This is a genomic window from Gracilibacillus caseinilyticus (assembly GCF_022919115.1).
GTDB classification, from domain to species: Bacteria; Bacillota; Bacilli; order Bacillales; family Amphibacillaceae; genus Gracilibacillus; species Gracilibacillus caseinilyticus.
Window position 1 is genome coordinate 1,735,434 of record NZ_CP095072.1, and the last position, 23,101, is coordinate 1,758,534.

At 39.0% G+C, this 23,101-nt stretch carries 20 protein-coding genes and 1 riboswitch; of the genes, 15 read left to right on the forward strand and 5 right to left on the reverse strand.

What is annotated here, in order from left to right; translation table 11 throughout:
- The first annotated feature begins 455 nt into the window (after positions 1-455).
- Genes MUN88_RS08355 through MUN88_RS08365 form a run of 3 tightly spaced genes read left to right on the forward strand, consistent with a single transcriptional unit; the run spans position 456 to position 2,418 of the window.
- A complete protein-coding gene (locus MUN88_RS08355) occupies positions 456-830 on the forward strand; it encodes a GntR family transcriptional regulator (protein WP_244723250.1) in 375 nt (124 codons plus the stop codon).
- Entirely contained in the window at positions 830-1,705 is an 876-nt protein-coding gene (locus MUN88_RS08360) for an ATP-binding cassette domain-containing protein (RefSeq protein WP_244723253.1), read from the forward strand. Before MUN88_RS08355 ends, MUN88_RS08360 begins: the two co-directional genes overlap by 1 nt.
- The gene (locus tag MUN88_RS08365; protein WP_244723255.1) at positions 1,702-2,418 is read left to right on the forward strand and encodes a hypothetical protein; all 717 of its coding nucleotides are present in this window, start codon (positions 1,702-1,704) and stop codon (positions 2,416-2,418) included. Before MUN88_RS08360 ends, MUN88_RS08365 begins: the two co-directional genes overlap by 4 nt.
- Positions 2,419-2,546: 128 nt before the next feature.
- On the opposite strand, the gene phnE (MUN88_RS08370) is transcribed toward MUN88_RS08365, so the two are convergent.
- The 4 genes from phnE (MUN88_RS08370) to MUN88_RS08385 all read right to left on the reverse strand — a co-directional run bounded on the left by phnE (MUN88_RS08370) (position 2,547) and on the right by MUN88_RS08385 (position 6,054).
- Positions 2,547-3,350: a phosphonate ABC transporter, permease protein PhnE gene (gene phnE / locus MUN88_RS08370; protein WP_244723257.1), complete on the reverse strand. Its 804-nt coding sequence runs from the start codon at positions 3,348-3,350 to the stop codon at positions 2,547-2,549.
- The gene (gene phnE, locus MUN88_RS08375) at positions 3,350-4,150 is read right to left on the reverse strand and encodes a phosphonate ABC transporter, permease protein PhnE (RefSeq protein ID WP_244723259.1); all 801 of its coding nucleotides are present in this window, start codon (positions 4,148-4,150) and stop codon (positions 3,350-3,352) included. The genes phnE (MUN88_RS08370) and phnE (MUN88_RS08375) overlap by 1 nt, the downstream gene beginning before the upstream one ends.
- Positions 4,143-4,919 carry a phosphonate ABC transporter ATP-binding protein gene (phnC, locus tag MUN88_RS08380; RefSeq protein WP_244723261.1) on the reverse strand — a complete coding sequence of 259 codons (777 nt, stop codon included), beginning with the start codon at positions 4,917-4,919 and terminating at the stop codon, positions 4,143-4,145. The genes phnE (MUN88_RS08375) and phnC overlap by 8 nt, the downstream gene beginning before the upstream one ends.
- Before the next feature lie 157 nt (positions 4,920-5,076).
- Positions 5,077-6,054: a phosphate/phosphite/phosphonate ABC transporter substrate-binding protein gene (locus MUN88_RS08385; protein WP_244723263.1), complete on the reverse strand. Its 978-nt coding sequence runs from the start codon at positions 6,052-6,054 to the stop codon at positions 5,077-5,079.
- A gap of 273 nt (positions 6,055-6,327) precedes the next feature.
- Between MUN88_RS08385 and MUN88_RS08390 the strand changes: the two genes are divergently transcribed.
- The 5 genes from MUN88_RS08390 (at position 6,328) to MUN88_RS08410 (ending at position 13,904) form a co-directional block, all read left to right on the forward strand.
- Complete coding sequence (locus tag MUN88_RS08390; RefSeq protein WP_244723265.1) at positions 6,328-8,055, forward strand: ABC transporter ATP-binding protein; 1,728 nt, start codon at positions 6,328-6,330, stop codon at positions 8,053-8,055.
- Positions 8,045-9,856 carry an ABC transporter ATP-binding protein gene (locus MUN88_RS08395; RefSeq protein ID WP_244723267.1) on the forward strand — a complete coding sequence of 604 codons (1,812 nt, stop codon included), beginning with the start codon at positions 8,045-8,047 and terminating at the stop codon, positions 9,854-9,856. The genes MUN88_RS08390 and MUN88_RS08395 overlap by 11 nt, the downstream gene beginning before the upstream one ends.
- An 84-nt stretch (positions 9,857-9,940) precedes the next feature.
- Positions 9,941-12,301: an RNA polymerase recycling motor HelD gene (gene helD / locus MUN88_RS08400; RefSeq protein ID WP_244723271.1), complete on the forward strand. Its 2,361-nt coding sequence runs from the start codon at positions 9,941-9,943 to the stop codon at positions 12,299-12,301.
- A gap of 123 nt (positions 12,302-12,424) precedes the next feature.
- Positions 12,425-12,943 (forward strand): ATP-binding cassette domain-containing protein, encoded by a 519-nt coding sequence (locus MUN88_RS08405; RefSeq protein WP_369809963.1) that lies wholly within the window; start codon positions 12,425-12,427, stop codon positions 12,941-12,943.
- Positions 12,944-13,064: 121 nt separating this feature from the next.
- The gene (locus MUN88_RS08410) at positions 13,065-13,904 is read left to right on the forward strand and encodes an aldo/keto reductase (protein ID WP_244723274.1); all 840 of its coding nucleotides are present in this window, start codon (positions 13,065-13,067) and stop codon (positions 13,902-13,904) included.
- Positions 13,905-14,189: 285 nt separating this feature from the next.
- Here the strand turns inward: MUN88_RS08410 and thiW are convergent, their stop codons facing one another.
- The gene (gene thiW / locus MUN88_RS08415; protein WP_244723276.1) at positions 14,190-14,690 is read right to left on the reverse strand and encodes an energy coupling factor transporter S component ThiW; all 501 of its coding nucleotides are present in this window, start codon (positions 14,688-14,690) and stop codon (positions 14,190-14,192) included.
- A gap of 86 nt (positions 14,691-14,776) precedes the next feature.
- Positions 14,777-14,891: riboswitch (TPP riboswitch) on the reverse strand.
- Positions 14,892-15,009: 118 nt separating this feature from the next.
- Here thiW and MUN88_RS08420 point away from each other — a divergent pair.
- From MUN88_RS08420 to MUN88_RS08450, 7 genes are all read left to right on the forward strand, one after another.
- On the forward strand, positions 15,010-15,978 hold the full coding sequence (locus MUN88_RS08420; RefSeq protein WP_244723278.1) for a ring-cleaving dioxygenase: 969 nt from the start codon (positions 15,010-15,012) through the stop codon (positions 15,976-15,978).
- Positions 15,979-16,165: 187 nt separating this feature from the next.
- The gene (locus MUN88_RS08425) at positions 16,166-17,023 is read left to right on the forward strand and encodes an HAD family hydrolase (RefSeq protein WP_244723280.1); all 858 of its coding nucleotides are present in this window, start codon (positions 16,166-16,168) and stop codon (positions 17,021-17,023) included.
- A gap of 207 nt (positions 17,024-17,230) precedes the next feature.
- A complete protein-coding gene (locus MUN88_RS08430) occupies positions 17,231-18,001 on the forward strand; it encodes a DeoR/GlpR family DNA-binding transcription regulator (protein WP_244723282.1) in 771 nt (256 codons plus the stop codon).
- Positions 18,002-18,126: 125 nt separating this feature from the next.
- Entirely contained in the window at positions 18,127-19,857 is a 1,731-nt protein-coding gene (locus tag MUN88_RS08435) for a sensor histidine kinase (protein ID WP_244723283.1), read from the forward strand.
- Positions 19,858-19,872: 15 nt separating this feature from the next.
- Complete coding sequence (locus MUN88_RS08440; protein ID WP_244723284.1) at positions 19,873-20,652, forward strand: response regulator transcription factor; 780 nt, start codon at positions 19,873-19,875, stop codon at positions 20,650-20,652.
- Between the two features lie 103 nt (positions 20,653-20,755).
- Positions 20,756-22,081 carry an extracellular solute-binding protein gene (locus tag MUN88_RS08445; RefSeq protein ID WP_244723285.1) on the forward strand — a complete coding sequence of 442 codons (1,326 nt, stop codon included), beginning with the start codon at positions 20,756-20,758 and terminating at the stop codon, positions 22,079-22,081.
- Between the two features lie 85 nt (positions 22,082-22,166).
- Complete coding sequence (locus tag MUN88_RS08450) at positions 22,167-23,045, forward strand: carbohydrate ABC transporter permease (RefSeq protein WP_244723288.1); 879 nt, start codon at positions 22,167-22,169, stop codon at positions 23,043-23,045.
- Positions 23,046-23,101 lie beyond the last annotated feature (56 nt).

Below are 23,101 nucleotides of genomic sequence, written 5' to 3' on the forward strand. Positions count from 1 at the left end.
TATGTTATTGATTTAATTGTTGCTATTATACAGGCTGTCAAAATGCTAGCTCATACAAAAGTTGTAGAGTCCCTATCATAGCGTAGGCCAACCATGTAGACTCCCGCGGGACAGGCAGGTGCTGAAGATCCGCTTTGTGAAGTGCCTTTCTTCGCAAAGTTAGCTTCAGCCGTGCCCCACAGGACACGAAGTGGTTGGCTGGAGCGGTATCTGAGCACATGAATCATCTCAAAATTATCAGTTAGATGCTAGTCTACATAATCCGTATTAAAGGAAGGTGTATATACTTACGTTAGTTTTTAGTGATAAGTTTTATAAGCTCCTGGTTCCACATTCTTATCCTGCACGAACATTAATTTTGGAATAAAAAAACAATTGACTTTATACATAAACCGATATATAGTTAACTGCATAACTAACTAACCATTTAACATTTGTGATAAAGGGGGTATAGCATGCGGGCTACGTTAGATGAGGATAAACCGATTTTTCTTCAAATAAAAGAGATGATTGAAGACGAAATTGTAAATGGAACCTTACAGGAAGGGGAGCAGGTACCGTCGACCAATCAGCTTGTTGCACATTACAAAATAAATCCAGCAACAGTATTAAAAGGATTTAACAAGCTGGTGGATGAAGGTGTGTTGTACAAACAAAGAGGTGTTGGAATGTTCGTAATAGAAGGTGCTGTTAAGCAGTTGCGCGCAAAAAGAAAGCATCAATTTCGTGATAACTATGTATTGAATCTGTTGTATGAGGCGGAGAAACTGGATATTTCGGTTGAGGAAGTAAAAAAAATGATTGATGAAGCGAAAGGTAGGGATATGTAATGGTCGAACAAATATCAGCCAAACAAGTGAACGTGCAGCTGCAGGGTAATACAGTACTTGATAATATATCGTTTGATTTAGACGGAAAGAAAATTTATGGCTTACTTGGACGTAATGGAGCTGGAAAGACCACGCTGCTATCGGTATTGGCTGCATTTAGAAAGGCAAATGGCGGAGAAATGATGCTAGATGGAGAATCTGTATTTGAAAATGCGGAGCTTATGGAACGGGTCATCTTCATTCGCGATGAAAAATGGGATGACGAAACAGACAAAGTGAAAGATTATATAAAAGGTGTAGCTCTTTTCAGACCTAACTTTGACAATGATTATGCGGAGCGTCTGATGAAACGATTTAAATTACCAGAAGATCAAACCGTATCCAATCTGTCTAAAGGAATGCAATCAGCGCTGCAAGCAGTGATAGGCTTGGCAAGCAGAGCGCCAGTCACTATTTTTGATGAAGTATATTTAGGGATGGACGCCCCTGCAAGAGAAATTTTCTATGAAGAGGTACTGCAAGATTTTATCGATAATCCTAGAATCATGATCCTTTCCACTCACTTAATTTCAGAGATGGAGCAGCTATTTGAAGAAGTAATTATGCTGGATGACGGAGAAGTATTGTTGCATGAAGAGGCAGATGAACTTCGCAATCGAGGCGTCACTGTTACGGGTCCGAAAGAACAAGTCATGCAATTTGCAGGAGAAAAGCAAATCTTACATGAGCAGGAGCTTGGTGGCACAAAATCTGTTTCCTTGTATGGGAACATGTCAGATGCAGATATTGCAGAAGCTAAGAGACTTAATCTCGTTCTAACTACTATCACTCTGCAACAATTATTTATTCATTTGACGAAGGAGGATGGCGAATGAAATCGAAAGCAAATCTAGTTGGATTGGCCATGTATCAAACCATCGCAACGTGGATGTTATGGTACCTTGGTGTGGCGGTTGTCATCATGATCATTGCTGGAATTGTTGCGGCTCTTGGGGGTGGCGTTCAAATTAACTTACCGGTTTTTGAAAAGTACAATACGGATTGGTCGATTGCCTATGCTGTCGCTGATACATCAAGAATCTTCTTTCTTATTTGTGGTTTACTGTCCATGGGAGGGTTTATCAAGTATTTTGTGGGAAATGGGGTAACAAGACTTGCCTATTTTAAAGGAGTAATACAGTCAATTGTTGCTTTGGTTTTCACATTTTCTATTATTATCATCATCCTTTCAGGAATAGAGTATGGAATTGCTGCAATGACGAGCTATAAAGAAGCAGTAATAATGCCTGCTTCCTTTTATCTTAAATTACTTGCGGATATCCTGCTTTATTATGTAGTAGGCTGGTTCATAAGTGCCGGATTTTATAGTGAAAAGTGGGTCACTGGAATTAGTTTTATTGTTCTGGCTCATCCGATTGTCATGGTTCAATCCAGTGTATGGGGAGAAAAAATTAAGATGCCATTTTATGAATTATTACATTTACCGGATGCATCTGCCTGGTTAAGCTTACTAATAAGTGTAATCATGATTTTTGTCATCACTGGTATTATTCATACAATGACAAAAAACGTCCGAATAAAAGTGTAAGAAAACTTAATCCTGGAGAAATGTATCAGCACAAAATACAGAACAAAAACAAAAGCCGAACGTACACGAATATCCATGAAGACAGTCGTGTTGTTCGGCATTACCTTTTTATCTAGGTATATGTGTATCTATACTAATCTTCTTCTGATAAAACCGGAAATCTGATCAATAACAGTAACGGTAATGATGATTACGAGCAGAATCATCCCGACTTCTTCCCAGTTACGATTCATATAGGCGAAGGTGATTAATGTACCAATACCGCCAGCACCGACAATACCAAGAACAGATGAAGCACGGACGTCTATTTCGAAACGGTAGATCGCATAAGACAAAAACTCCGGCAGTATTTGTGGCATAATCCCGTAAAAGAGAATTTGCAGCTTGTTTGCACCACTTGCTTCTAATGCTTCGATGACATGCATATCAATCGATTCTATCACTTCCGAGTACAATTTGCCGAGCATACCTGTCGAGCCTATTGCAATTGCAAGGACCCCGGCAAATGGATTCGGACCAACTGCTGCGACGAAGATAATTGCGAGAACAATTTCCGGGAATGCGCGAACTGCACCTAATATCCACATGCCGATATTGTTGAGAACTTTGTTTTTGACCATGTTCGATGCACACAAAAAAGCTAACGGTACTGCAATAATTGCGGCTGCCAATGAGCCGGTATAGGCAATAAAAATCGTCTCGATCATTTTCTCGACGATGCTTTCGGTTTCTGCGACGGCTGGTTGAAAAAAGCGTGGGATGATCCGGTCGAAGTTTTCTAATGTACGACTGCTGAAGATCTTGTCCCAACGAATGCTTATGCTCGAGATCGTCCAAATATAAATAAGTAAAATAATGATTAAAATAAATATTCTTTTGATCATTTTCCATTTGTTTTTAGGTGGCTGAGGAAGGGGATGCTGTTCTGTCATTATACTAGTCCCTCCCTTAATTTAGCGCTAATCATGTCAATGATAACGACAACTGCAAAAACAATGATGATAATGCTGCTAACTGCTGGATAGTTAAGGAAATTCATTTCTTTATTCAATAGTTGACCTATCCCACCAGCGCCAACGTAACCTAGCACTAGTGAAGCACGAATATTTAGCTCAAATACATATAGACTGAATGAAATAAATTGTGGTAGAACTTGCGGAACGATTGCAAAACTAATCGTCTGTAGACTATTTCCTCCAGAAGCACGAATCGCTTCGGTTGGATTCATATCAATTGCCTCAATTACTTCACTCATCAGTTTCACAAGGATTCCAATAGAGAAAATGATTAATGCCATAATACCTGAAAAAGCACCAATCCCAAATAAACCGACAAAAACAACTGCTAAAATAATGTCCGGAATGGTACGGATTAAATTCAGTACAAACCGCATCACTTGATATAGTACATTGTTTGTTGTCACATTGTTTGCTGTCAAAAGCGAGAACGGAATGCTGACAATAACTGCGACAGTAGTAGCGATGATAGCCATATGTATGGTCTCAAACAATTTTGGCCATATTTGAGCCACATACCCCCAATCAGGAGGGAAAAAATCACTAATGAGCCCAAATACATTCGGTAATTTTACAAAAATATCAATAATAAATGATTCGGTTTTAATGGAACTGACTAAATAAAAGCCAACGACGACAATTAAGGCCACGGTCATAATCATTTTTGTCTTAAAAGGATAGATACCTTTTGGTACATAGGTTGATGGCTTATTCATCCTCAACCCCTCCTCGGCGGTCCTCATCACGAATAGAACGACCATAAATCTCTTCAAATGTCTTTTCGGTTACCTCACTGGCTGGTCCGTCGAACACCACTTCTCCAGCTCGCATGCCAATAATCCGATCGGCATATTCCATCGCCATGTCAATGAAGTGTAAGTTAACGATGGTTGTGATGTTATCCTCACGATTAATTTGCTTTAAATACTTCATCACCTGGTGAGAAGTAGGTGGATCAAGACTTGCAACAGGTTCATCAGCAAGAATTAATTTCGGCTTTTGCGTTAATACACGTGCAATACTGACACGCTGCTGTTGACCACCACTCAGTTCATCTGCGCGATTATAAAGCTTCTCTTCGATATTGACTCGTTTTAAATTTTCATAGGCGAGCAGCTTATCCTCTTTCGAAAAAATATTAAGGATACTTTTAAATGTGCCAGTATAGCCTAAGCGTCCAGAAATAACATTTTTCATTACGGTAGATCGTTTTACTAGATTATAGCTTTGGAAGATCATTCCGATTTTGGTGCGAAGTCTTCTTAAGCCAGAGCCTTTTAACTGAAGGATATCTTCATCTTCAACCAGGAGTGCCCCTGAGGTAGGAGTGACCAACCGATTTATACTTCGAATAAAGGTAGACTTGCCGGCGCCGGACAAACCAACAATCACAACAAATTCTCCTTCATTTATTTTCAAATTGATTTGTTTTAATCCTTCTGTTCCGTTAGGGTATACGAGCGAGACGTCTTGAAATTCTATCATGTTTGAACCCCTTTCCTGTATAGAGTGTGTTCAAAAAGGAGGACAAGAGTATAAATGCAAACGAGCGCAGCAGTTTAAAGCGAACTTACCCACCTGTTGAACATCCTCTTATAGAGAAACAGGAGAGAGCTTGCTCTCCCCTGTTTCATGCATTCTATTAATCTAATGAAATACTGTCGCCGAATTTTTCGTATGTGCTGCGGACTACGTCATACTCGCTGTCTTCCGCTTCGATAATCGCATCCCAACTATAAACTTCATTCATAATCGTGATCATTTCTTCATCTTCGTTAAAGCTTAAGAATGTGTCTTTAATTTGTTGGACTAAGTCGTCACTTAATTCCTTTGTAACGGAAATGGTGTCATTCGGAATATCGTCTGTGTAGCCAAGAATTCTCGTCTTCTCCATAATATCTGGATACTCTTCTTCTAAATCGCCGCGAACATCGTCAAATGTTGTTGCGACATCAGCTTCCCCGTTGTATACCGCGATCGCTGAGTTATCGTGTCCACCTGTTTGGAAAGCTTCAGAGAAAAACTCTGTTTCTGGATTTTCTACATCAAACTCATCCATGATCTGAGCAGCCGGGAATAAGTAACCACTTGTAGAAGTAGGGTCACCATAAGCCCAAATAGCATCTTTTAAATCTGATAACTCTTCGTAATCAGAGTCTGCACTGACGATGTATTGTGCCTTGTAGGTTCCACTTCCATAACGTTCTGATTTTAAAATAACTTCTACATCATGTTTTTCGTTTGCTAATACATAACCAAAAGCAGGAATAAAACCAATCTGTACTTCGTTTGTACCCATTGCCTCAACTAGGGCTGTATAGTTTGTCATTACTTTCCCTTCAACAGGAATACCTAGTTCTTCAGACAACTTGTCCGCTAATGGTGCAACAGTGTCTGCAATCGTTTCGGAATCTTGAGAAGGAACAAATCCCATTACTAGTTCTTCTGGCATATCACTTTCTTCACTTGCATCTGCTTCATCAGATGAAGTATCTTCACCAGATTCTTCTGTCGAACTGTCACTATTCTCGCTGCTGCCATTGGTTTCATCTTCCGTACCACAAGCAGTGATGACAAAGAATGTTAGCAACATCATCAACAATAATAATATTTTTTTCATTGTTTCCTATTCCCCCTTGAAATAGATAATGGTGCAAGAATATTATCTAAGTAAACATTTGGAAAATCTACTGTGTTGGTAAATAGTCTCACAATATTTCCTAATTATTCTTGCATAGATATTATCTACGTAATCTAGTAAAAAAGCCATAGAATTTACCATAACATTACAATTTTATAAATGCGTTAATATTTTTTACAAAGGCTTAATAGTGATAAATGGAGTAAGCGCTTTTTATTCGATATAATAAGGTAAGAAAGATGATGGGGGAAAATGATGAAACGTATATTAAAATATGCCAATACATACCGAAAAGCGATGAGTATTGCACTTTTTTTAATGATTGTTGAATTAATAGTGGAACTGGTCCAGCCCATTATTATGGCTAAAATGATTGATGATGGGATTCAAGTTGGAAATATGCAGGTTATTTACGTGTATGGCGGTGTTTTATTAGGAATTACCATTGTGGCTTTTGCTGCAGGTATTACAAGTTCGTTCTTTGCTGCTGAGGTAAGCCAAGGGGTAGGGCATGATTTACGTAATGATATGTTTGGTCATATACAGATGTTTTCTGCGATGAAGATGCAACAGTTTGCTACTTCTACCTTATTAACTAGAATGACGAATGATGTGACACAAGTACAAAACTTGTTATTTGCATTTATGCGCATTATGTTGCGAGCACCGCTATTTTTAGTGTTTGGTATTGTGATGTCATTTACACTTAATGTTTCATTAGCGTTGATTTTGCTTGCGGCGGTCCCGATTTTGATGATTGTCATGTTCTTTTTGTTAATCAAAGGGATGACATTATTTCGTTATGTGCAACAGCAAATTGATCGAGTTAATACTGTTATCAGAGAGAATTTATTAGGAATTAAACTGGTGAAAGCATTCCATCATATGACATTTGAAAATAAACGTTTTGCTGCAATTAATGCCAAATTAAAGGATCAAAACAGCAAGGCGTTATGGATCATGGAAATGGTGATGCCGATCGTGATGTTGATTATGAATGTTGCCATGATTGCTTTGTTAGGTTTTGGTTATTTGCAATTGGAAACAGACTCTGCACAAGCCGGTGAAGTAGTTGGGGTTATCAATTATGCCACAAGAATGCTGGCATCTCTAGGAGTATTTTCCTTTTTACTAATGAACCTTTCAAGAGGAAGGGCTTCCGCAAATCGAATTGATGAAGTGTTGTCTGCCCAATGTGATGATCAAGTGGATGCTGCACAAGAACGTACATACTTACATGGAGATGTGGCGTTTGTCGATGTATCCTTTCAATATCCAAACTCGAAGCGAAACGTGCTTGATCAGCTGCATTTCACCGTAAAAGCAGGGGAGAGAGTAGGTATATTAGGAGAAACCGGATCTGGAAAAACGACCTTGTTGAACTTAATCCCTTACTTATATCATCCTTCTAATGGAACGATTTGGATAGATGGCGTACCGATTGAACAATTGGGAAATAGAGTGAGACATGATATCACGTTAGTGCCCCAGGAAGGCTTCTTGTTCTCAGGTACAATATTGGACAATATTACGTGGGGAAATGATCATTTATCATTAGACGAAGCTAAGAAGGTAGCGATAGAAGCGCAACTTCATGATTTTGTCCTGTCATTGCCTAATCAATATGACACTGTCATCGGGCAACGCGGTGTGAATTTGTCTGGCGGCCAGAAACAACGGCTTTCGATTGCAAGAGCATTGGCTGATAATCCGAAAGTGTTGTTATTAGATGACAGTACCAGTGCGCTTGATGCTACGACGGAGACAAAAGTCTTAGAGGCTATACGTCAACGAAAATGTACCACCTTCCTTGTTTCCCAGAAGATAAGTTCGGTAAAGGATGCGGATCAGATTTTGGTCCTTGATAAAGGAAAAATAGTGGGGATGGGCACACATCAGCAGTTAATCAACACGAATCAGCTATACCAATCGATTGCCGATTCTCAATTAAAGAAAGGGGTGAAGATTGATGACGAATAAAAATCAACCGATACAGCCGCCATCAAGACATCACCCGCCAATTGGCAAAAAGCCGAAAGTGAAAAATCTCCGTGTAACCCTGATGAGAATATGGAGTTATATGGAGACAGACAAGGCAATGTTTTGGTTAGTGCTGGCGATGATTGTAGCAAGTGCTGTGTTATCACTGCTCGGTCCTTATTTTATTGGGATTGCCGTTGATGTGATGACTGGTGCGACAAGCATGTTTTCCTTTCAGACAATATTGATCATCCTCGTGGTTGTTTTTATATTACATTCACTAACATTGGCACTGCAAAATTACTGGATGATAGACATATCACAAAACACGGTCTATTCGATGCGCCAGGAATTATTTGGTCATGTACTCCGATTGCCATTGATTAGTTTTCAAAAAACACAAAGCGGCGATTTAATGAGTCGCCTTACGAATGATATTGAGAACGTCAGCAGAACGTTAAACACGGCTGTTATTCAAGTGACAACGAGTGTATTAACATTGGTAGGGACACTCGTCGTGATGGTGTTGCTAAGTCCGTTGCTGACATTAATGACGATTACCATCGTACCGCTTATGTATGCCGGGATGAAATGGATAACGAACAGAACAGGCTATTACTTTAAAGAGCAGCAACGTGAATTAGGAGAAATGACAGGATTTCTGGAGGAAACGTTGTCAGGTCACTCGATGGTAAAACTGTTTCATCAAGAACAGCGTGTGATCGAACAGTATCGGAAGCAGAATAAAAAGTTACGCGAAGTTGGCTATTGGGCGCAAGTTTATTCTGGATTTATCCCTAAGTTAATGAACGGTTTGAATAATTTTGGTTTTGCGATCATCGTCGGTGTCGGTGGCTGGATCGTGTTATACACCGATGCTGAGGCTATTACGATTGGAATCATTGTTACTTTCACTACCTATGCCCGACAGTTTACGCGACCATTAAATGATTTGGCGAATCAGTTTAACACGATTCTTTCAGCTGTAGCGGGTGCAGAAAGAGCATTTGAAGTGATGGATCAGGACGAAGAAGAATTATATCAAGGAAAGCGGGAATTGGAGCAGGTAAAAGGAGAAGTAATATTTGATCATGTGTCTTTTTCCTATAATGAAGAGGAACAGGTTCTACGAAATGTTTCGTTTCATGCAGAGGCTGGTCAGACAGTTGCACTTGTAGGACCAACCGGAGCAGGTAAGACAACGATTATTTCCTTACTGGCACGTTTCTTTATGGAGAGAGAAGGGGAAATATTACTGGATGGTGTTCCGTTGAGTGAATTAAGTAATCGTAGTATTCGAAAACATCTCGGAATGGTGCTTCAGGATTCCTACCTATTCGATACTACGATAAGAGAAAATATTCGTTATGGGAAATTGGATGCAACCGATCAGGAAGTATTGGAAGCGGCCCGTCTTGCGAACGCAGATGCTTTTATTCAACAGCTTCCAGAGCAGTATGACACAGTTCTTGAAGGCAATGGCCGAGGCATCAGCCAGGGACAGCGACAATTAATTGCAATTGCACGGGCAATGCTTGCAGACCCTGCCATCTTAATATTGGATGAAGCGACAAGCAGTATTGATACGATTACAGAATTAAGAATTACAGATGCATTGCAAACATTAATGAAAGGAAAGACTAGTTTTATCATAGCACATCGCTTGAATACGATCGAAAAGGCTGATATGATACTTGTCTTAAAGGATGGTGCCATTATAGAGAAAGGCGACCATTCATCATTGATGAAACAAAAAGGTTTTTATGCTAATCTAGTCACAACACAAACTACTTATGATTGATACAAGTGTAGATAGCATATAATAATGACGACATGCATTGCGCGCATATATCTATCTGAAATCACCGTAATGGAGGTGGAATGAGTGTCAGAGGAATGGAATGACCAAGAATGGCAAGAAGAGAAGCAAAGAGTTGACGATGTCGTCCATGAAATCAAAAAAAAGATTACTTCTTTACAATCCAAAGCAAAAGATTTAAAAGAAGACGTCATCGATATTAGACGTGATTTCTGGGAAGATGTCACCGTCAATATAGAAGAAATGGACGATAAAATAGAAACAGAAGCTAGTATTAAACAACAAGCGGAATTTTTGTCCGAACGAGAAAGAAGCCATGGGCAAGTAAGTGAAAGGCTGGATATACTTCGCAGGCTCGAAAACAAACCATACTTCGGCAGGATTGATTTCAAGGAAGAGAATGGATCTGATGAGCTGCCGATTTATATTGGATTAGCCTCTGTATTAGACGAAAACGAAGACAATTTTCTCGTGTACGACTGGAGAGCGCCTATTTCGAGCATGTACTATGATTATCCTCCTGGACCGGCAAGTTACGACACTGTTCAAGGAAATATTTCCGGGGAAATAACCTTGAAACGACAATATATGATTCAGTTCGGCGAATTAAAAGGAATGTTTGATACAGGTCTTACTATTGGGGATCATTTATTACAATCAGTCCTTGGTAATCAGGCCAGTACGAAAATGAAAAGTATTGTTTCTACCATACAACGTGAACAAAACCAGATCATTCGTAATGAAAGATCGAAAGTGTTGATTGTTCAAGGTGTAGCCGGTAGTGGAAAAACATCCGCAGCATTACAGCGTGTTGCTTATTTGCTTTACCGGTATCGTGAGACGTTGACATCAGAACAGATTGTGCTTTTCTCACCGAATCCGCTATTTAACAGCTATGTAGCAACGGTTCTTCCGGAATTAGGCGAAGACAATATGCAGCAGATGACGTTCTATCAATATTTGCATCGCCAATTAGATGACAGCTTTCAATTGGAAACTCCTTTTGAACAGATGGAATATTACTTAAATAAACAGGGGAATGATGATGAAGCAAGAGTAGAATCCATGCATTATAAGGCAAGTCTTGATTATAAAGCACTGATTGATCATTATTTGGAGCACTTATCAACCCGTGGCATCGTTTTTCGTAATATTACCTTTAGAGGACAGGTAATTATTCCAAAGCAAATGATAGAGAAATATTTCTATCAAACAGAAGGTAGTTTGCCAATAGCGGATCGATTAGAGAAAGTAGCGAACTGGATACTTTTTCAATTGAAACGTCTGGAGAAAGTGGAGCGAGAAAAGGATTGGGTATTGGAAGAGAGTGAATTGTTAGATAAAGCAGATTATGTCGACGTTCATCATACGTTGCAGGAAGAAAATCGATTTTCAGAGGATACCTTTGACGATTATGATCGTGAGGAAGAATTATTGCGGAAAAAAGTAGTCGCATGGCGTTTACGACCGCTAAGGAAAAAAGTAATGCAGTTAGCGTTTGTGGATCCACTGCGAACCTTCCGTCAACTGTTTTCATCAGTTCAGTGGATTACTGATGAAAGCTTGATATTACCGGAGCAATGGAAAGAGATTTGCTATGTGACAGAAGAACATTTAAAACAGAAATATCTGACATGGGAAGATGCACCTGCCTTTATTTATTTTGAGAAAAATTTATTAGGCTTTGACGCACAGCGCACCATTCAGCATTTGTTTATCGACGAAGCGCAAGACTATACACCTTTCCAATTCGTGCTAATGAAGCAAATGTTTCCTGTCAGCAGCATGACACTGCTTGGTGATATTAATCAAGCGATCTATGCGCATGCGCTGAGAGATGAAACATTACTATCAGAAAAATGGCAGGAACGACACGAACGAATTGTTTTAATGAGAAGCTATCGATCGACGGCTCCTATTGTTGAATTCACGAAATCGTTCATGCCGAATGGTGATTTGATCGAACCGTTCGAACGTGAAGGGGATACGCCGATAGTGATGGAAGTTGAACAGCAGGAAATGCTCGATCAAAAAATGTTGGAACAAATTGATCTGTATGAACAAAACGGGCATGAAACGATCGCGCTCATCGGTAAAACTTTAGAAGAATGCCAGACAATATATAATCGGTTAAAACACCGGGTAACCATGGAGTTAATGACACAGGAAGCCCATATTTTTAATAAGGGGATTGTTGTAATTCCAGCATATCTTGCCAAAGGTATTGAATTCGATGCAGTTATTATCATGGATGCTTCCGATCAAAATTTCCAGGATGAGTTAGAGCGCAACTTATTCTACACAGCATGTACAAGAGCGATGCATGATCTTGCATTGTTTTCAATTGGAAAACCAACGCATTTTCTGCAGGACATACCGAAGCAGCAATACCGACATTACAAAGTTCACCAGATCGCACAAAAATAAGGCAAGGAGCTACCTTGTCTTATTTTTTTGTTGGAAAAGAAAATTGGTTCTTATAATATGGATTATGTTAACTAGCCATTGCTAGCCGAGCATCCATATTGAGATATTTAATGTGCTAGCATAATGAGTTTCCAATTGCCACTTGGTAAAAAAATTGCCATCACAGGACCAAATGGCAGTGGGAAAAGTACATTACTGTACCATTTTGCCAATAATAAATCCAGATTAACCATTTCTCCTAAAGCGGAAATCGGGTTCTTTCGCCAAATGAGTTATCAATTTACGTGTGATGAAACGGTATGGCAATTCGTGAAAAATCGGTCAGACTATGAAGATGGAATGTTGCGCAGTGTATTACATGCGATGCAGTTTATTGGTACAGATTTACGAAAAAAAGTGAAGGCTTTAAGCGGTGGAGAAGCAATTCGGCTCCAGTTAAGTCAGCTTTTCTTGGGAGAAAATAATATTTTACTATTAGATGAACCGACCAATTTTTTAGATATCCATGCTGTCGAAGCTCTAGAACGATTTATAAAGGCATATCAAGGGACGATCATTTTTGTCACTCATGATCAAGCGTTTATTAAAAATGTTGCAGATATACAGTTTGAAATCAAAGAGAAAGATATAGAACAAATATGACGGAGAAGCCACTAAGAATTTCTTGGTGGCTTGTTCTGCCAAGTTTATGAGCACAATATTTTTAAAATAGTATTAGACTATGGCAATATAGGGTAAATGAGATAAAAAGGAGGAATTGAAAATGGTAAACAGTTTACAAGCTACTACGACCTTACATAATGGTGTGAAAATGCCATGGTTTGGACTTGGTGTATTCTTAGTAGAAGAAGGGGAAGAAGTCTATCAATCTGTTAAATGGGCACTGGAACATGGATATAAAAGCATTGATACAGCAGCTATTTATGGGAATGAAGAAGGTGTAGGGAAAGCAATCAAGGATTCTGGTATTCCTCGAGAAGAGTTATTTATTACATCAAAACTTTGGAATGGTGACCAAGGTTATGACGAGACATTACAAGCATTTGAAACGACATTAAATAAATTAGGATTAGAGTATCTCGATCTTTATCTAATCCACTGGCCAGTACCTGAGCAAAATAAATACAAAGAGACTTGGAAAGCAATGGAGAAACTTTACAACGACGGAAAAATCCGTGCAATCGGTGTAAGTAATTTCAAAGAGCATCACTTGGATGACCTGATAAAGGATGCAGCGATCACACCAATGGTGAATCAGGTAGAGTATCACCCACACTTGCAGCAACGCAGTTTACATGATTATTGTAAAAAACACAATATCCAATTAGAAGCATGGTCTCCACTTAAACAAGGTAAAGTCCTGGATGATCTGACTTTAACGGATATTGCAAAACGCCATGGCAAGTCAACGGCACAAGTAATTCTGCGTTGGGACTTACAGCAAGGTGTTGTGACGATTCCGAAATCCGTCAAACAACATCGTATCCAGGATAATGCGGATGTGTTTGATTTTGAACTAACAGATGCAGAGATGAAGCTGATCCATGATATGAATAAAGACGAGCGTGTTGGACCAGATCCTGATACATTTAGTAAACGATAAAAATATATGATATAAAAACGCCCAGAGTTCAAAAAACTCTGAGCGTTTCTTTTTATCAGTCAAGAAAGTATATAAGTGCAGCCACAGCAGTAATCATATTGAACATGAAGTTGAGTTCCTATAATATGGATTATGTCAACCAGCCTAGAAGTCATTTTGACATATTTTTAGTGGTATGATACCGCTCCGGCCAACCACTACTTGCCCCCATAAGTTAGTTATGCTCGGTTTTACTTATTTATTTTGTTTCTCCGTAAGTGAAAATTATAAGGATCAAAGTACTCACTATCTGTTTGATGCGCTTTGTTGCATAAGTGGAGCGTTTTTTATCCTTGATAAAATGAATAGTCCAATAATAGCTCCGGTTACACTGCTGACAAGAAATCCTGGCAAAAATGCGAACGCACCAACAGATGACCCCATCAACACTTTTGCATATGGCACAGAAAGCAGAGAGCCAAGGATACCAGTTCCGATCATTTCACCAATACCAGCGAGTGTACGTTTATTCGTCCATCGATACAAATAACCTGCAAGTAAAGCCCCGACCATACCACCCGGAAAAGCGAGCAATGTACCTAACCCTAATAAATTTCGTAGTAAGCCAATCATGAAGGCAATGATAACTGCTGGAACGGGGCCTAACGTTACCGCTGCCATCACGTTCACAGCATGCTGGACAGGGTATGCTTTGGCAATACCTGTCGGAAACCAAAGAAACTGGGAACCAAGTGTCCCGATGGCAATAAAAACAGCCATTGTGGTTAATAATAATGTACGATTCATATTTTCCCTCCTTTTGTTATCATAAGGGATCTCAGCTGAAGGAAAATAAAAAGCCAGATTCTAATAAAGAAACTGGTTATACCGTATCAAGAATAGAGCTACTTCCCTACGCTGGTACCAACCAGATCAGGTTCTTAGAGTTAAAAAGCTTATGCGCGCTTTTCTCTCAACCTATGCTCATAGGCACCCCTAGTAGTGATCATACTTATGTAATTAACAAAATTTTATCAAATAATAGAAAAAAGTCAATTCAAGCAACTATCTTGAATTCAAGATAAATTTTGTGTATACTATATGTAAAGAAATGGAGGAATGCATCATGCAATTAAAAGGAATTCATCATGTTTCCGCGATCACTGCCAATGCGCAGGATAACTTCGATTTCTACACAAATATTTTAGGAATGCGACTTGTCAAAAAAACAGTCAATCAGGATGATCCGAGTATGTACCATTTGTTTTATGCAGATGAAAAGGGAAGTCCAGGCACTGATTTAACTTTCTTTGAAATAAATAATGCAGGGCATACGTATACAGGTAACAATAGTATCTCCACCACATCATTACGTGTGGGAAGTGATCAAGCGTTAGCCTATTGGCAGGATCGCTTTGATCAGTATGATATCGTTCATGATGGGATCAGTGAACAGTTTGGTCGCCAAGTGTTACCTTTTCAAGATCATGAAGGGCAACGGTTGATATTGGTATCCGACGAAACGAATACAGGAGTTGCTGCAGGTGTCCCGTGGAACGGAAATGGAGTGGAAGAGGAAAACGCTGTGATTGGATTAGGACCAGTTCACTTCACTATTCCAGAATTGGCACCGACGAAAAGCATTCTGACGGATGTATTGGGATTCCGGCATGAAGGTAATTATTCACTTTTGAATGGCCGTGAAATCGACGTTTTTTCCACAGGAGAAGGCGGAACGGGAGCCGAAGTCCATGTCGAAGTGCGACCAGAATTACAAAAAGAACGGCCAGGGCGAGGCAGTGTACATCACGTTGCTTTTCGTGTTGAAGATGTCGAGGAACTAGAAGCATGGCGAGATGTGATTCGTCAACAAAGATTACCAAACTCAGGAATTGTTGATCGTTACTATTTTCAATCGTTATATTTCCGTGAATCAAATGGAATCTTAATTGAATTGGCAACAGATGGACCGGGATTCGCAACCGATGAGAATATGGAGGCTTTAGGAGAAGCGTTGGCTTTGCCACCTTTTTTAGCCGATAAACGTGAAGAAATCGAAGCGAATTTAACGCCATTAGAAACAAAGCATAAATAAAACATTACCACACGCGTAAAACGATAATGCGTGTGGTTTTTTTAATTTTATGGACCAAAATTAGATGGAAAGCGAAAAAACTGTCCAAGAGCATACTCTATGATCATCACCCAACATTCACAGATTATTTTTTTGCTAACATCATATGTTATACTATTTTCGTCGTTATACGAAAGGGGACAATCACATGAAAGAGATAAAAGCTGTCTGTCTGGATATGGATGGAACGATTCTGAACAATCATAATCAATTGGTACAAAATACGAGGAACGTGATCGAGCAAATTCGTCAGCTTGGAGTTAAAGTATTTATTGTCACGGGTCGCTCTTATAAAGAAGTACTCGACATTACGGAAGGTAACGTTGAGCTTGATGGTATTGTCACTGCGAATGGTATGATTACGTATTTGGATGAGAAGATATTACGTCAGCATCAATTATCGCCAGAGGTTGTCGATCGCGTCATTCAGTTGGCGAGAGAGCATCATATTTTCTATGAAGTACATCCTGTTAATGGGAATCGCACGACGCTTAAAGGTGATCAGCACTACATGGAGCAAATGATTAAACAGAATAAGCCCGATGAAGTTGGTCTCCATGAATGGCTGGAAAGGGAAGAGGCGATAGCTCAAGCAATTGAATGGGTGGACGAGCTACCAGATGTTCCATACGCGAAGATGTACTGTTTTGCTGATCGACATCAGCACATGCAACAATGGATTTCCGAATTAGAACAGCTTAAGCAGGAGGTTGCTTTTTCCACTTCTTCCTCATCCCCACATAATGTGGAGGTGATGGTGGCCAATGTCCATAAAGCAACGGGTATCTCCGCTTTGTTAGAACACTATGGCCTTGATGCTGAGACGGTATTAGCGATCGGGGACAGTAACAACGACATCGCGATGATGGAGATTGTCGGTTATCCAGTTGCAATGAAGAATGCGACCGATCAGATCAAAAAAATAACAGAGATAACAACAGAATTTACTAATGATGAAGAAGGTGTGAATCACTTCTTGAAAGATTTTTTTAAACACAAGCTGTAAAAGGTTTGTGTTTTTATTTGTATTTGTTTTATTCTATGATAAAATAATATCAAACATTTTCAAAAAGAAACAGATAAAATGTATGCGGTTACAAGATTAGGCGGAATACGCATACGTCACATATAGGAGAGAAATAGTTGAATTTTGCTTTGAAATTGCCTATAGTCAGTAATAGGATGTTTGAAGAACGAAGGTAGGAGAATGGTCATGTTAGTTGCCGAAAGACACCAACGTATTGTGGAAGTCGTTAATCAACGAAAAAGTATTCGAGTATCAGAACTCGCCAGTCAATTTTCTGTGACAGATGAGACAATTCGCAGAGACTTAGAGAAATTAGAAAAAGAAAAGAAATTAGCCCGGAGTCACGGTGGGGCAGTTAGTATTGCTAATACTCAGGACGGTCCAGAGATTCCTTTTCAAGAGCGAGAAGTGATGTATGTCGATGAGAAAAAAGCAATTGCCCAAGAGGCGGTTAAACATATTGTAGAATCAGATAAGATTTTACTGGATGCCAGTACGACAGCGTGGTATGTAGCGAAGAACCTTCCGAATATACCGATTACTGTGTTAACTAACTCAGTGAATGTTGTATTGGAATTAAGTAAGAAAAAGCATATAGCCGTCATTTCAAGCGGTGGTACCTTGTTACCCAGGTCGTTGTCATTCGTTGGTCCATTAGCGGTAAGTTCATTGGACCTGTATCATGTCAATAAAGCCTTTCTTTCCTGCAAAGGTGTCCATCTTGAAAAAGGAATGAGTGAATCGAATGAGCAACAAGCACGAGTGAAACAAAAAATGATTGATATTGCAGATACTACTTATTTACTGGCGAATCATCAGAAATTCCATATGAAAGCATTTGCCCATGTAGCACCAATTGATAAAGTACAGCGGATTATTACGGATAGTAATGCTCCTGATCAACAACTATACGATTTGAAAGACAATGGAATAGAAGTTATCCAAGCACTTCGTTAATGATTAAGTTAACGGAGTGCTTTTTTGCTTAAAATTTGTTTTTTATATAACCATTTCATAGTATAATAGTAGCAGACTTTGGTTATCGCATAAACAAAGTATTCTGACAATTTGGAGTGTTTGGCATGATGCAATACGTAAGGAAATGGAATACACTAAGAAATCAACTGCTTGTCGTTTATCTTGTAGTGATGTGTATGGTGTTGTTTATTGTAAGTGCTATCACTTTTATTCAGGTGAAAGATTTACTGCAAAACAATGCAGAGGAACAAATACAGCGAACGGTTCTGGAATCGTCAGGTCGCTATGATTCTCTGTTTGAGCAGTTGAATATGGTAACTAAACAAGTGATCACAAATGAAAAAGTGCAAGATGTGTTACAACGAGAAGCAAATGGAGAGACTACATCATTTAACGGTAGACAATCTTTAATGAATACGACCAATTTGATTCAGGCAAATGCAGATGGTATTTATGCGGTCGAAATTTACAATAGCAACAATCAACGTATCATCCCAATTGATTCGACGGTATTACCTGATCGTCTTAATCGCAGATGGATAATGAAAGCGGATGCGAAGGGCGGTCGATTAGTTTGGATGGGAGAAGATCCATTAGATCATAATTACTTTCTCGTCGGAAGACGGATTAATCTAATTGGAGACAATTTTAATCCTGGTGGTTTTATTGTTGCTCGCATAAATCGGAATTATTTTCAGTTGAATCCTAATCAATCTGAGGATACAAACGAATACAGCATTTTAGTGGATGAGCAAAAGGAACTGATTGTTAGTAATTATCCTAATGAAGTATTGGGAGAAATTTTGAATACAGATGACGAGACCATTGAAATAGATGGGAAGGAATACATGTTAGTCCAAGAAACATCCGAGGTCACGGGGTGGACGATGTATAATTTGTCACCTGTGAACCAATTAACAGCAGGTATATCAACTGTACAGGCAGGGATTGTAATTGCAGGACTGATTGGACTGGGCATATTTTTTATTTTCGCTTTCTTTCTGTCGACTTTTATTACAAGACCGATCACTAGATTAACGAAGACGATGAGACAGGCGGGAGAGGGAATTCTGGCCCATAATCCTGTCATTCATTCTACCAATGAAATTAATGAACTCAATCAGACTTATAATCAATTAGCAGAGGAAACCAACTATTTAATTGAGATGGTATATGAAAAAGAAATTATCAAAAATCGCACAGAGCTGAAAGCAATCCAAGCGCAAATCCATCCTCACTTTTTGTTTAACACGTTAGATGCTCTTTATTGGTCGTTAGATGAAAAGGAAGAAGAAGAGCTAGCAAATGTTGTCTTGGCAATGTCAGAATTATTCCGTTATACCATTGCGAAGGAAAAAGAAGATGAGTGGGTGACGATTGAAGAGGAGTTAGAGCACATTGACCGCTATATGCAAATTATGAGAATGCGATTTGGTGACCGTTTGTATTGGCGAAAGAATGTGAACGTCGATTGGCTGGATGTGCAAATCCCTAAGTTAATGATTCAACCGTTAGTAGAGAACGCAATCCTTCACGGGGCAGGAAATGTGATAGGGTCTAGTGTCGTGACAGTTACTGTAGAAAAAGTGACCAATGCAAATAGGCTGCGAATTGCTGTAGCGGATGATGGTCCGGGTATGAGTGAGCAAAAACGTCAAGAGGTACAGAGCCGAATGGATGGAAGCATTGCTGGTGGCAGTAAGCGGCATGGTTTAGCTTTACAAAATGTACAGCAACGGTTACGTATGTTCTTCGAGGAAGATGATACACGTAAGATTACCATCGAAAGTGAGGAAGGTAAAGGTACAAAGGTAAGCTTCGAAATTCCAATATAGAAGGGGTCTGTTAGTATGAATCAGAAAGTAATATTGGTTGTAGATGATGAGCCGAAGAGTCGTCAAGGAATTAAAAAAACCATTGAACGTACCTATATTGATCAATTTCAAGTCATCACAGCAAATGATGCAAAAGAGGCAATGGAACGTATTGATAATCAGAAAGTACATGTGTTGATTACGGATATTCGTATGCCTGAGGTGTCCGGATTAGAGTTACTCAAGCAGCTGAAGAAAAAAGCCCAAGAGCCAGTCGTGATTGTGGTATCCGCATATTCAGAGTTTGATTATGCACATGAAGCACTGGAACTAGGTGTTGTCAATTATTTATTAAAGCCAATTGCAAAAGAAAAACTGATGAATGCAATAGAAAAAGCGATAGATGTAGAAAAGCAACGCGAAGAAACGGACATTTTTTCCAAAATGATCGACGGAAAGTTATTAGAGATGCAGCAAAAGAGTAAGTACAGTCCTGGAGTGGAACATGCACTTGATTATATTGAACAGCACTTTGATAAGGAACTGACCTTGAAACAAGTAGCCAATGAAGTACATTTGAATGCCAGTTATTTAAGTGCTCTTTTTAAAGAAGAGCTCCAGATTACCTTTAGTGTATACGTGACAAGAAAACGAATGCAAGAAGCAAAGAAGTTATTGTTATCCACTAATCTCACCATTGCAGAAATAGCAGAAAAGACAGGCTATCATACATCCAAATACTTTATTAAGCTATTTAAACAATATGAGAATTTGACACCAAACAGTTTTCGTAAGCAAAATGTAAGCGATTCCTAAAATAAGTGGTATTTTACCTAATGATTGTTACCTTACGGATAAATACCCTCGGTGATACACTTAAACAGATCTTAAAAAACATTCTAAATGGGGGTATTCAAAAATGAAACATGTGTGGAAAAAGCTTTTGCTGCTTATTGCATTCGCTATTGTATTAGTACTTGCTGCATGTGGTGGTGATTCAGATGAAGCAAGCTCTGGTGAAAATGAAAGCGGTTCAGGTGGTGATGTTAAAACAATCGAATTTATGCACTTATGGCCAGAAGGAAGCTCCAAACAGCATTACGAAATTGTCGAAGGAATTATCGATGAGTATGAGTCCAATCATTCAGATGTCAAAGTAGAAGTAGAAATATTAAGCAACGAACAATACAAAGAAAAATTGAAAGTGCTTTCTACTTCAAATGAGTTGCCGGATGTTGGAATGACTTGGGCAGCAGGCTTCCTGGAGCCTTATGTAAGTGGTAATATGTTTGCTTCGTTAGATGATTTATTAGAGGGACCATTAAAGGATAAATTTGTCCCTGGTACAGCAGAAGCATATGCTATCGATGATACTACTTACGGTTTACCACTAGAACTGAATATTACACCATTGTTTTACAATAAAGCTATTTTTGAAGAAAATGGCGTAGAAGTTCCAGAAACATTTGAAGAATTTAAGCAAGTCGTACAAACGTTAGTAGATAACGGTGTGACGCCAATTGCATTAGGAAACAAAGATCGTTGGACTGGATCAATGTGGTATATGTACCTGGCAGATCGAATCGGTGGTCCGCAAAGTTTAAATAATGCAATCAACAGAACTGGCAGTTTCGAAGATCCAGCATTAGTTCAAGCTGCAGAAGAACTAAAGAGTTTAGTAGATATGGGCGCGTTTTTAAATGGTTATAACGGTTTAGGTAACGATGAAGCAAAAGGTTATTTCATTAATGAGCAGGCTGCGATGTATTTAATGGGTTCTTGGGACTTACCAGAATGGACAACAAATGAAGATAATCCACAGGAATTCAGAGATTCGATTGGCTATATGAAATTCCCTGTCGTTGAAGGTGGAGAAGGCGACAAAGACAGCTTTGTTGGTGGCCCTGGTGTCGGACTGTTTGTAGCAGAAAATTCTGATGTGAAAGAAGAAGCGAAAGACTTTGTCAGTTTCTTTGTTGAAAAATGGGGTGAGCAATCTGTAGAAAAAGCGGGTGTAATCCCAGCAACGAAGGTAGATACAGAAGGTACTGATTTACCACAAATGTACGTGGATGTATTAAATGACTTAAATCAAGCTTCGAATATCACGTTGTATGCCGACGTACAAATGAGTGCAGCGGTAGCAGAGGTGCATTTGGATATGATTCAGGCATTATTTGGTGATGCTGTTTCTCCAGAAGAATTTGTGAAAGAACAAGAAAATGCACTAGCACAAGAAGAATAAGATTAGCAACAGAAAAGGATATATTTTATATGAAATATATCCTTTTCTAAATCATCTATATTTTTAACATAAAGGAGCAATAAACATGAACAAAGTCATGTCAAACAAGGCAGTCATTGCTTTATACGTGCTGCCGGCATTGATCTTAATTGTCGGTCTTATCTATGGACCAATGCTGTTAACGGGCTATTATGGCCTGATGGAATGGAACGGTATGGCTACCATGACGTTTGTTGGTATTGAAAACTATATCGACTTGATTCAAGATCCGAAGTTTTGGGAAAGTGCTAAACATTCTTTTCTGCTAGCATTTTTCTCTACGTTAAGTCTGGCCGGTTATTTAATTGTATCGCTTGTTTTAGCAGGTAAGATTAAAGGCTCGGATTTATTCAGAAAGATTTATTTGATCCCGATGCTTTTATCATCGGTTGCAATCGCGCAATTATGGATCAAAATCTATGATCCTAACAATGGTATGCTTAACAGCCTGCTTATGAGCATGGGAGTAGAGACACCGCCTTCTTGGCTTGCCGATACGAATTTAGTTTTATATGCAATTTTTGTAGCAATTCTTTGGCAATATGCTGGTTTCTACATCATTATCTATTATGCTGCATTAAAAGGAATCCCTGAATCTTTAGTGGAAGCTGCCAAAATTGATGGTGCCAATCCTATACAAATTGCTTATAAAATTAAAGTACCACTTATTTCTGGTGTGATTAAAGTGACTGTTGTACTGGCTATCGTCGGTTCATTAAAATATTTTGATTTGATTTATGTAATGACTGGCGGGGGGCCAAATGGTGCGAGTGAAGTAATCGCATCTTATATGTACAAGAAAGCTTTCGATACGTTCGATTTCGGATATGGAAGTGCGATTGCCTTTTTCTTATTGATTATTACGTTAATCGTGACCTGGTTAACACGTAAATTAACAGCAACAGAAGATGAAGTACAGTATTAACGGAAGGAAGGAATTCAAATGGGAGCAGAAATTGCACAGATAAAAAAAGAAGCTGC

Bases quoted from the DNA above. Each gene is read 5' to 3' on its own strand.
- MUN88_RS08395 (WP_244723267.1), top strand. From the start codon at position 8,045: ATGACGAATAAAAATCAACCGATACAGCCGCCATCAAGACATCACCCG.
- MUN88_RS08440 (WP_244723284.1), top strand. From the start codon at position 19,873: ATGAATCAGAAAGTAATATTGGTTGTAGATGATGAGCCGAAGAGTCGT.
- MUN88_RS08405 (WP_369809963.1), top strand. From the start codon at position 12,425: ATGAGTTTCCAATTGCCACTTGGTAAAAAAATTGCCATCACAGGACCA.
- MUN88_RS08385 (WP_244723263.1), bottom strand. From the start codon at position 6,054: ATGAAAAAAATATTATTATTGTTGATGATGTTGCTAACATTCTTTGTC.
- phnE (WP_244723257.1), bottom strand. From the start codon at position 3,350: ATGACAGAACAGCATCCCCTTCCTCAGCCACCTAAAAACAAATGGAAA.
- MUN88_RS08355 (WP_244723250.1), top strand. From the start codon at position 456: ATGCGGGCTACGTTAGATGAGGATAAACCGATTTTTCTTCAAATAAAA.
- MUN88_RS08410 (WP_244723274.1), top strand. From the start codon at position 13,065: ATGGTAAACAGTTTACAAGCTACTACGACCTTACATAATGGTGTGAAA.
- MUN88_RS08420 (WP_244723278.1), top strand. From the start codon at position 15,010: ATGCAATTAAAAGGAATTCATCATGTTTCCGCGATCACTGCCAATGCG.
- phnC (WP_244723261.1), bottom strand. From the start codon at position 4,919: ATGATAGAATTTCAAGACGTCTCGCTCGTATACCCTAACGGAACAGAA.
- MUN88_RS08430 (WP_244723282.1), top strand. From the start codon at position 17,231: ATGTTAGTTGCCGAAAGACACCAACGTATTGTGGAAGTCGTTAATCAA.
- MUN88_RS08390 (WP_244723265.1), top strand. From the start codon at position 6,328: ATGATGAAACGTATATTAAAATATGCCAATACATACCGAAAAGCGATG.
- thiW (WP_244723276.1), bottom strand. From the start codon at position 14,690: ATGAATCGTACATTATTATTAACCACAATGGCTGTTTTTATTGCCATC.
- MUN88_RS08425 (WP_244723280.1), top strand. From the start codon at position 16,166: ATGAAAGAGATAAAAGCTGTCTGTCTGGATATGGATGGAACGATTCTG.
- MUN88_RS08365 (WP_244723255.1), top strand. From the start codon at position 1,702: ATGAAATCGAAAGCAAATCTAGTTGGATTGGCCATGTATCAAACCATC.
- MUN88_RS08360 (WP_244723253.1), top strand. From the start codon at position 830: ATGGTCGAACAAATATCAGCCAAACAAGTGAACGTGCAGCTGCAGGGT.
- MUN88_RS08435 (WP_244723283.1), top strand. From the start codon at position 18,127: ATGATGCAATACGTAAGGAAATGGAATACACTAAGAAATCAACTGCTT.
- phnE (WP_244723259.1), bottom strand. From the start codon at position 4,150: ATGAATAAGCCATCAACCTATGTACCAAAAGGTATCTATCCTTTTAAG.
- MUN88_RS08450 (WP_244723288.1), top strand. From the start codon at position 22,167: ATGAACAAAGTCATGTCAAACAAGGCAGTCATTGCTTTATACGTGCTG.
- MUN88_RS08445 (WP_244723285.1), top strand. From the start codon at position 20,756: ATGAAACATGTGTGGAAAAAGCTTTTGCTGCTTATTGCATTCGCTATT.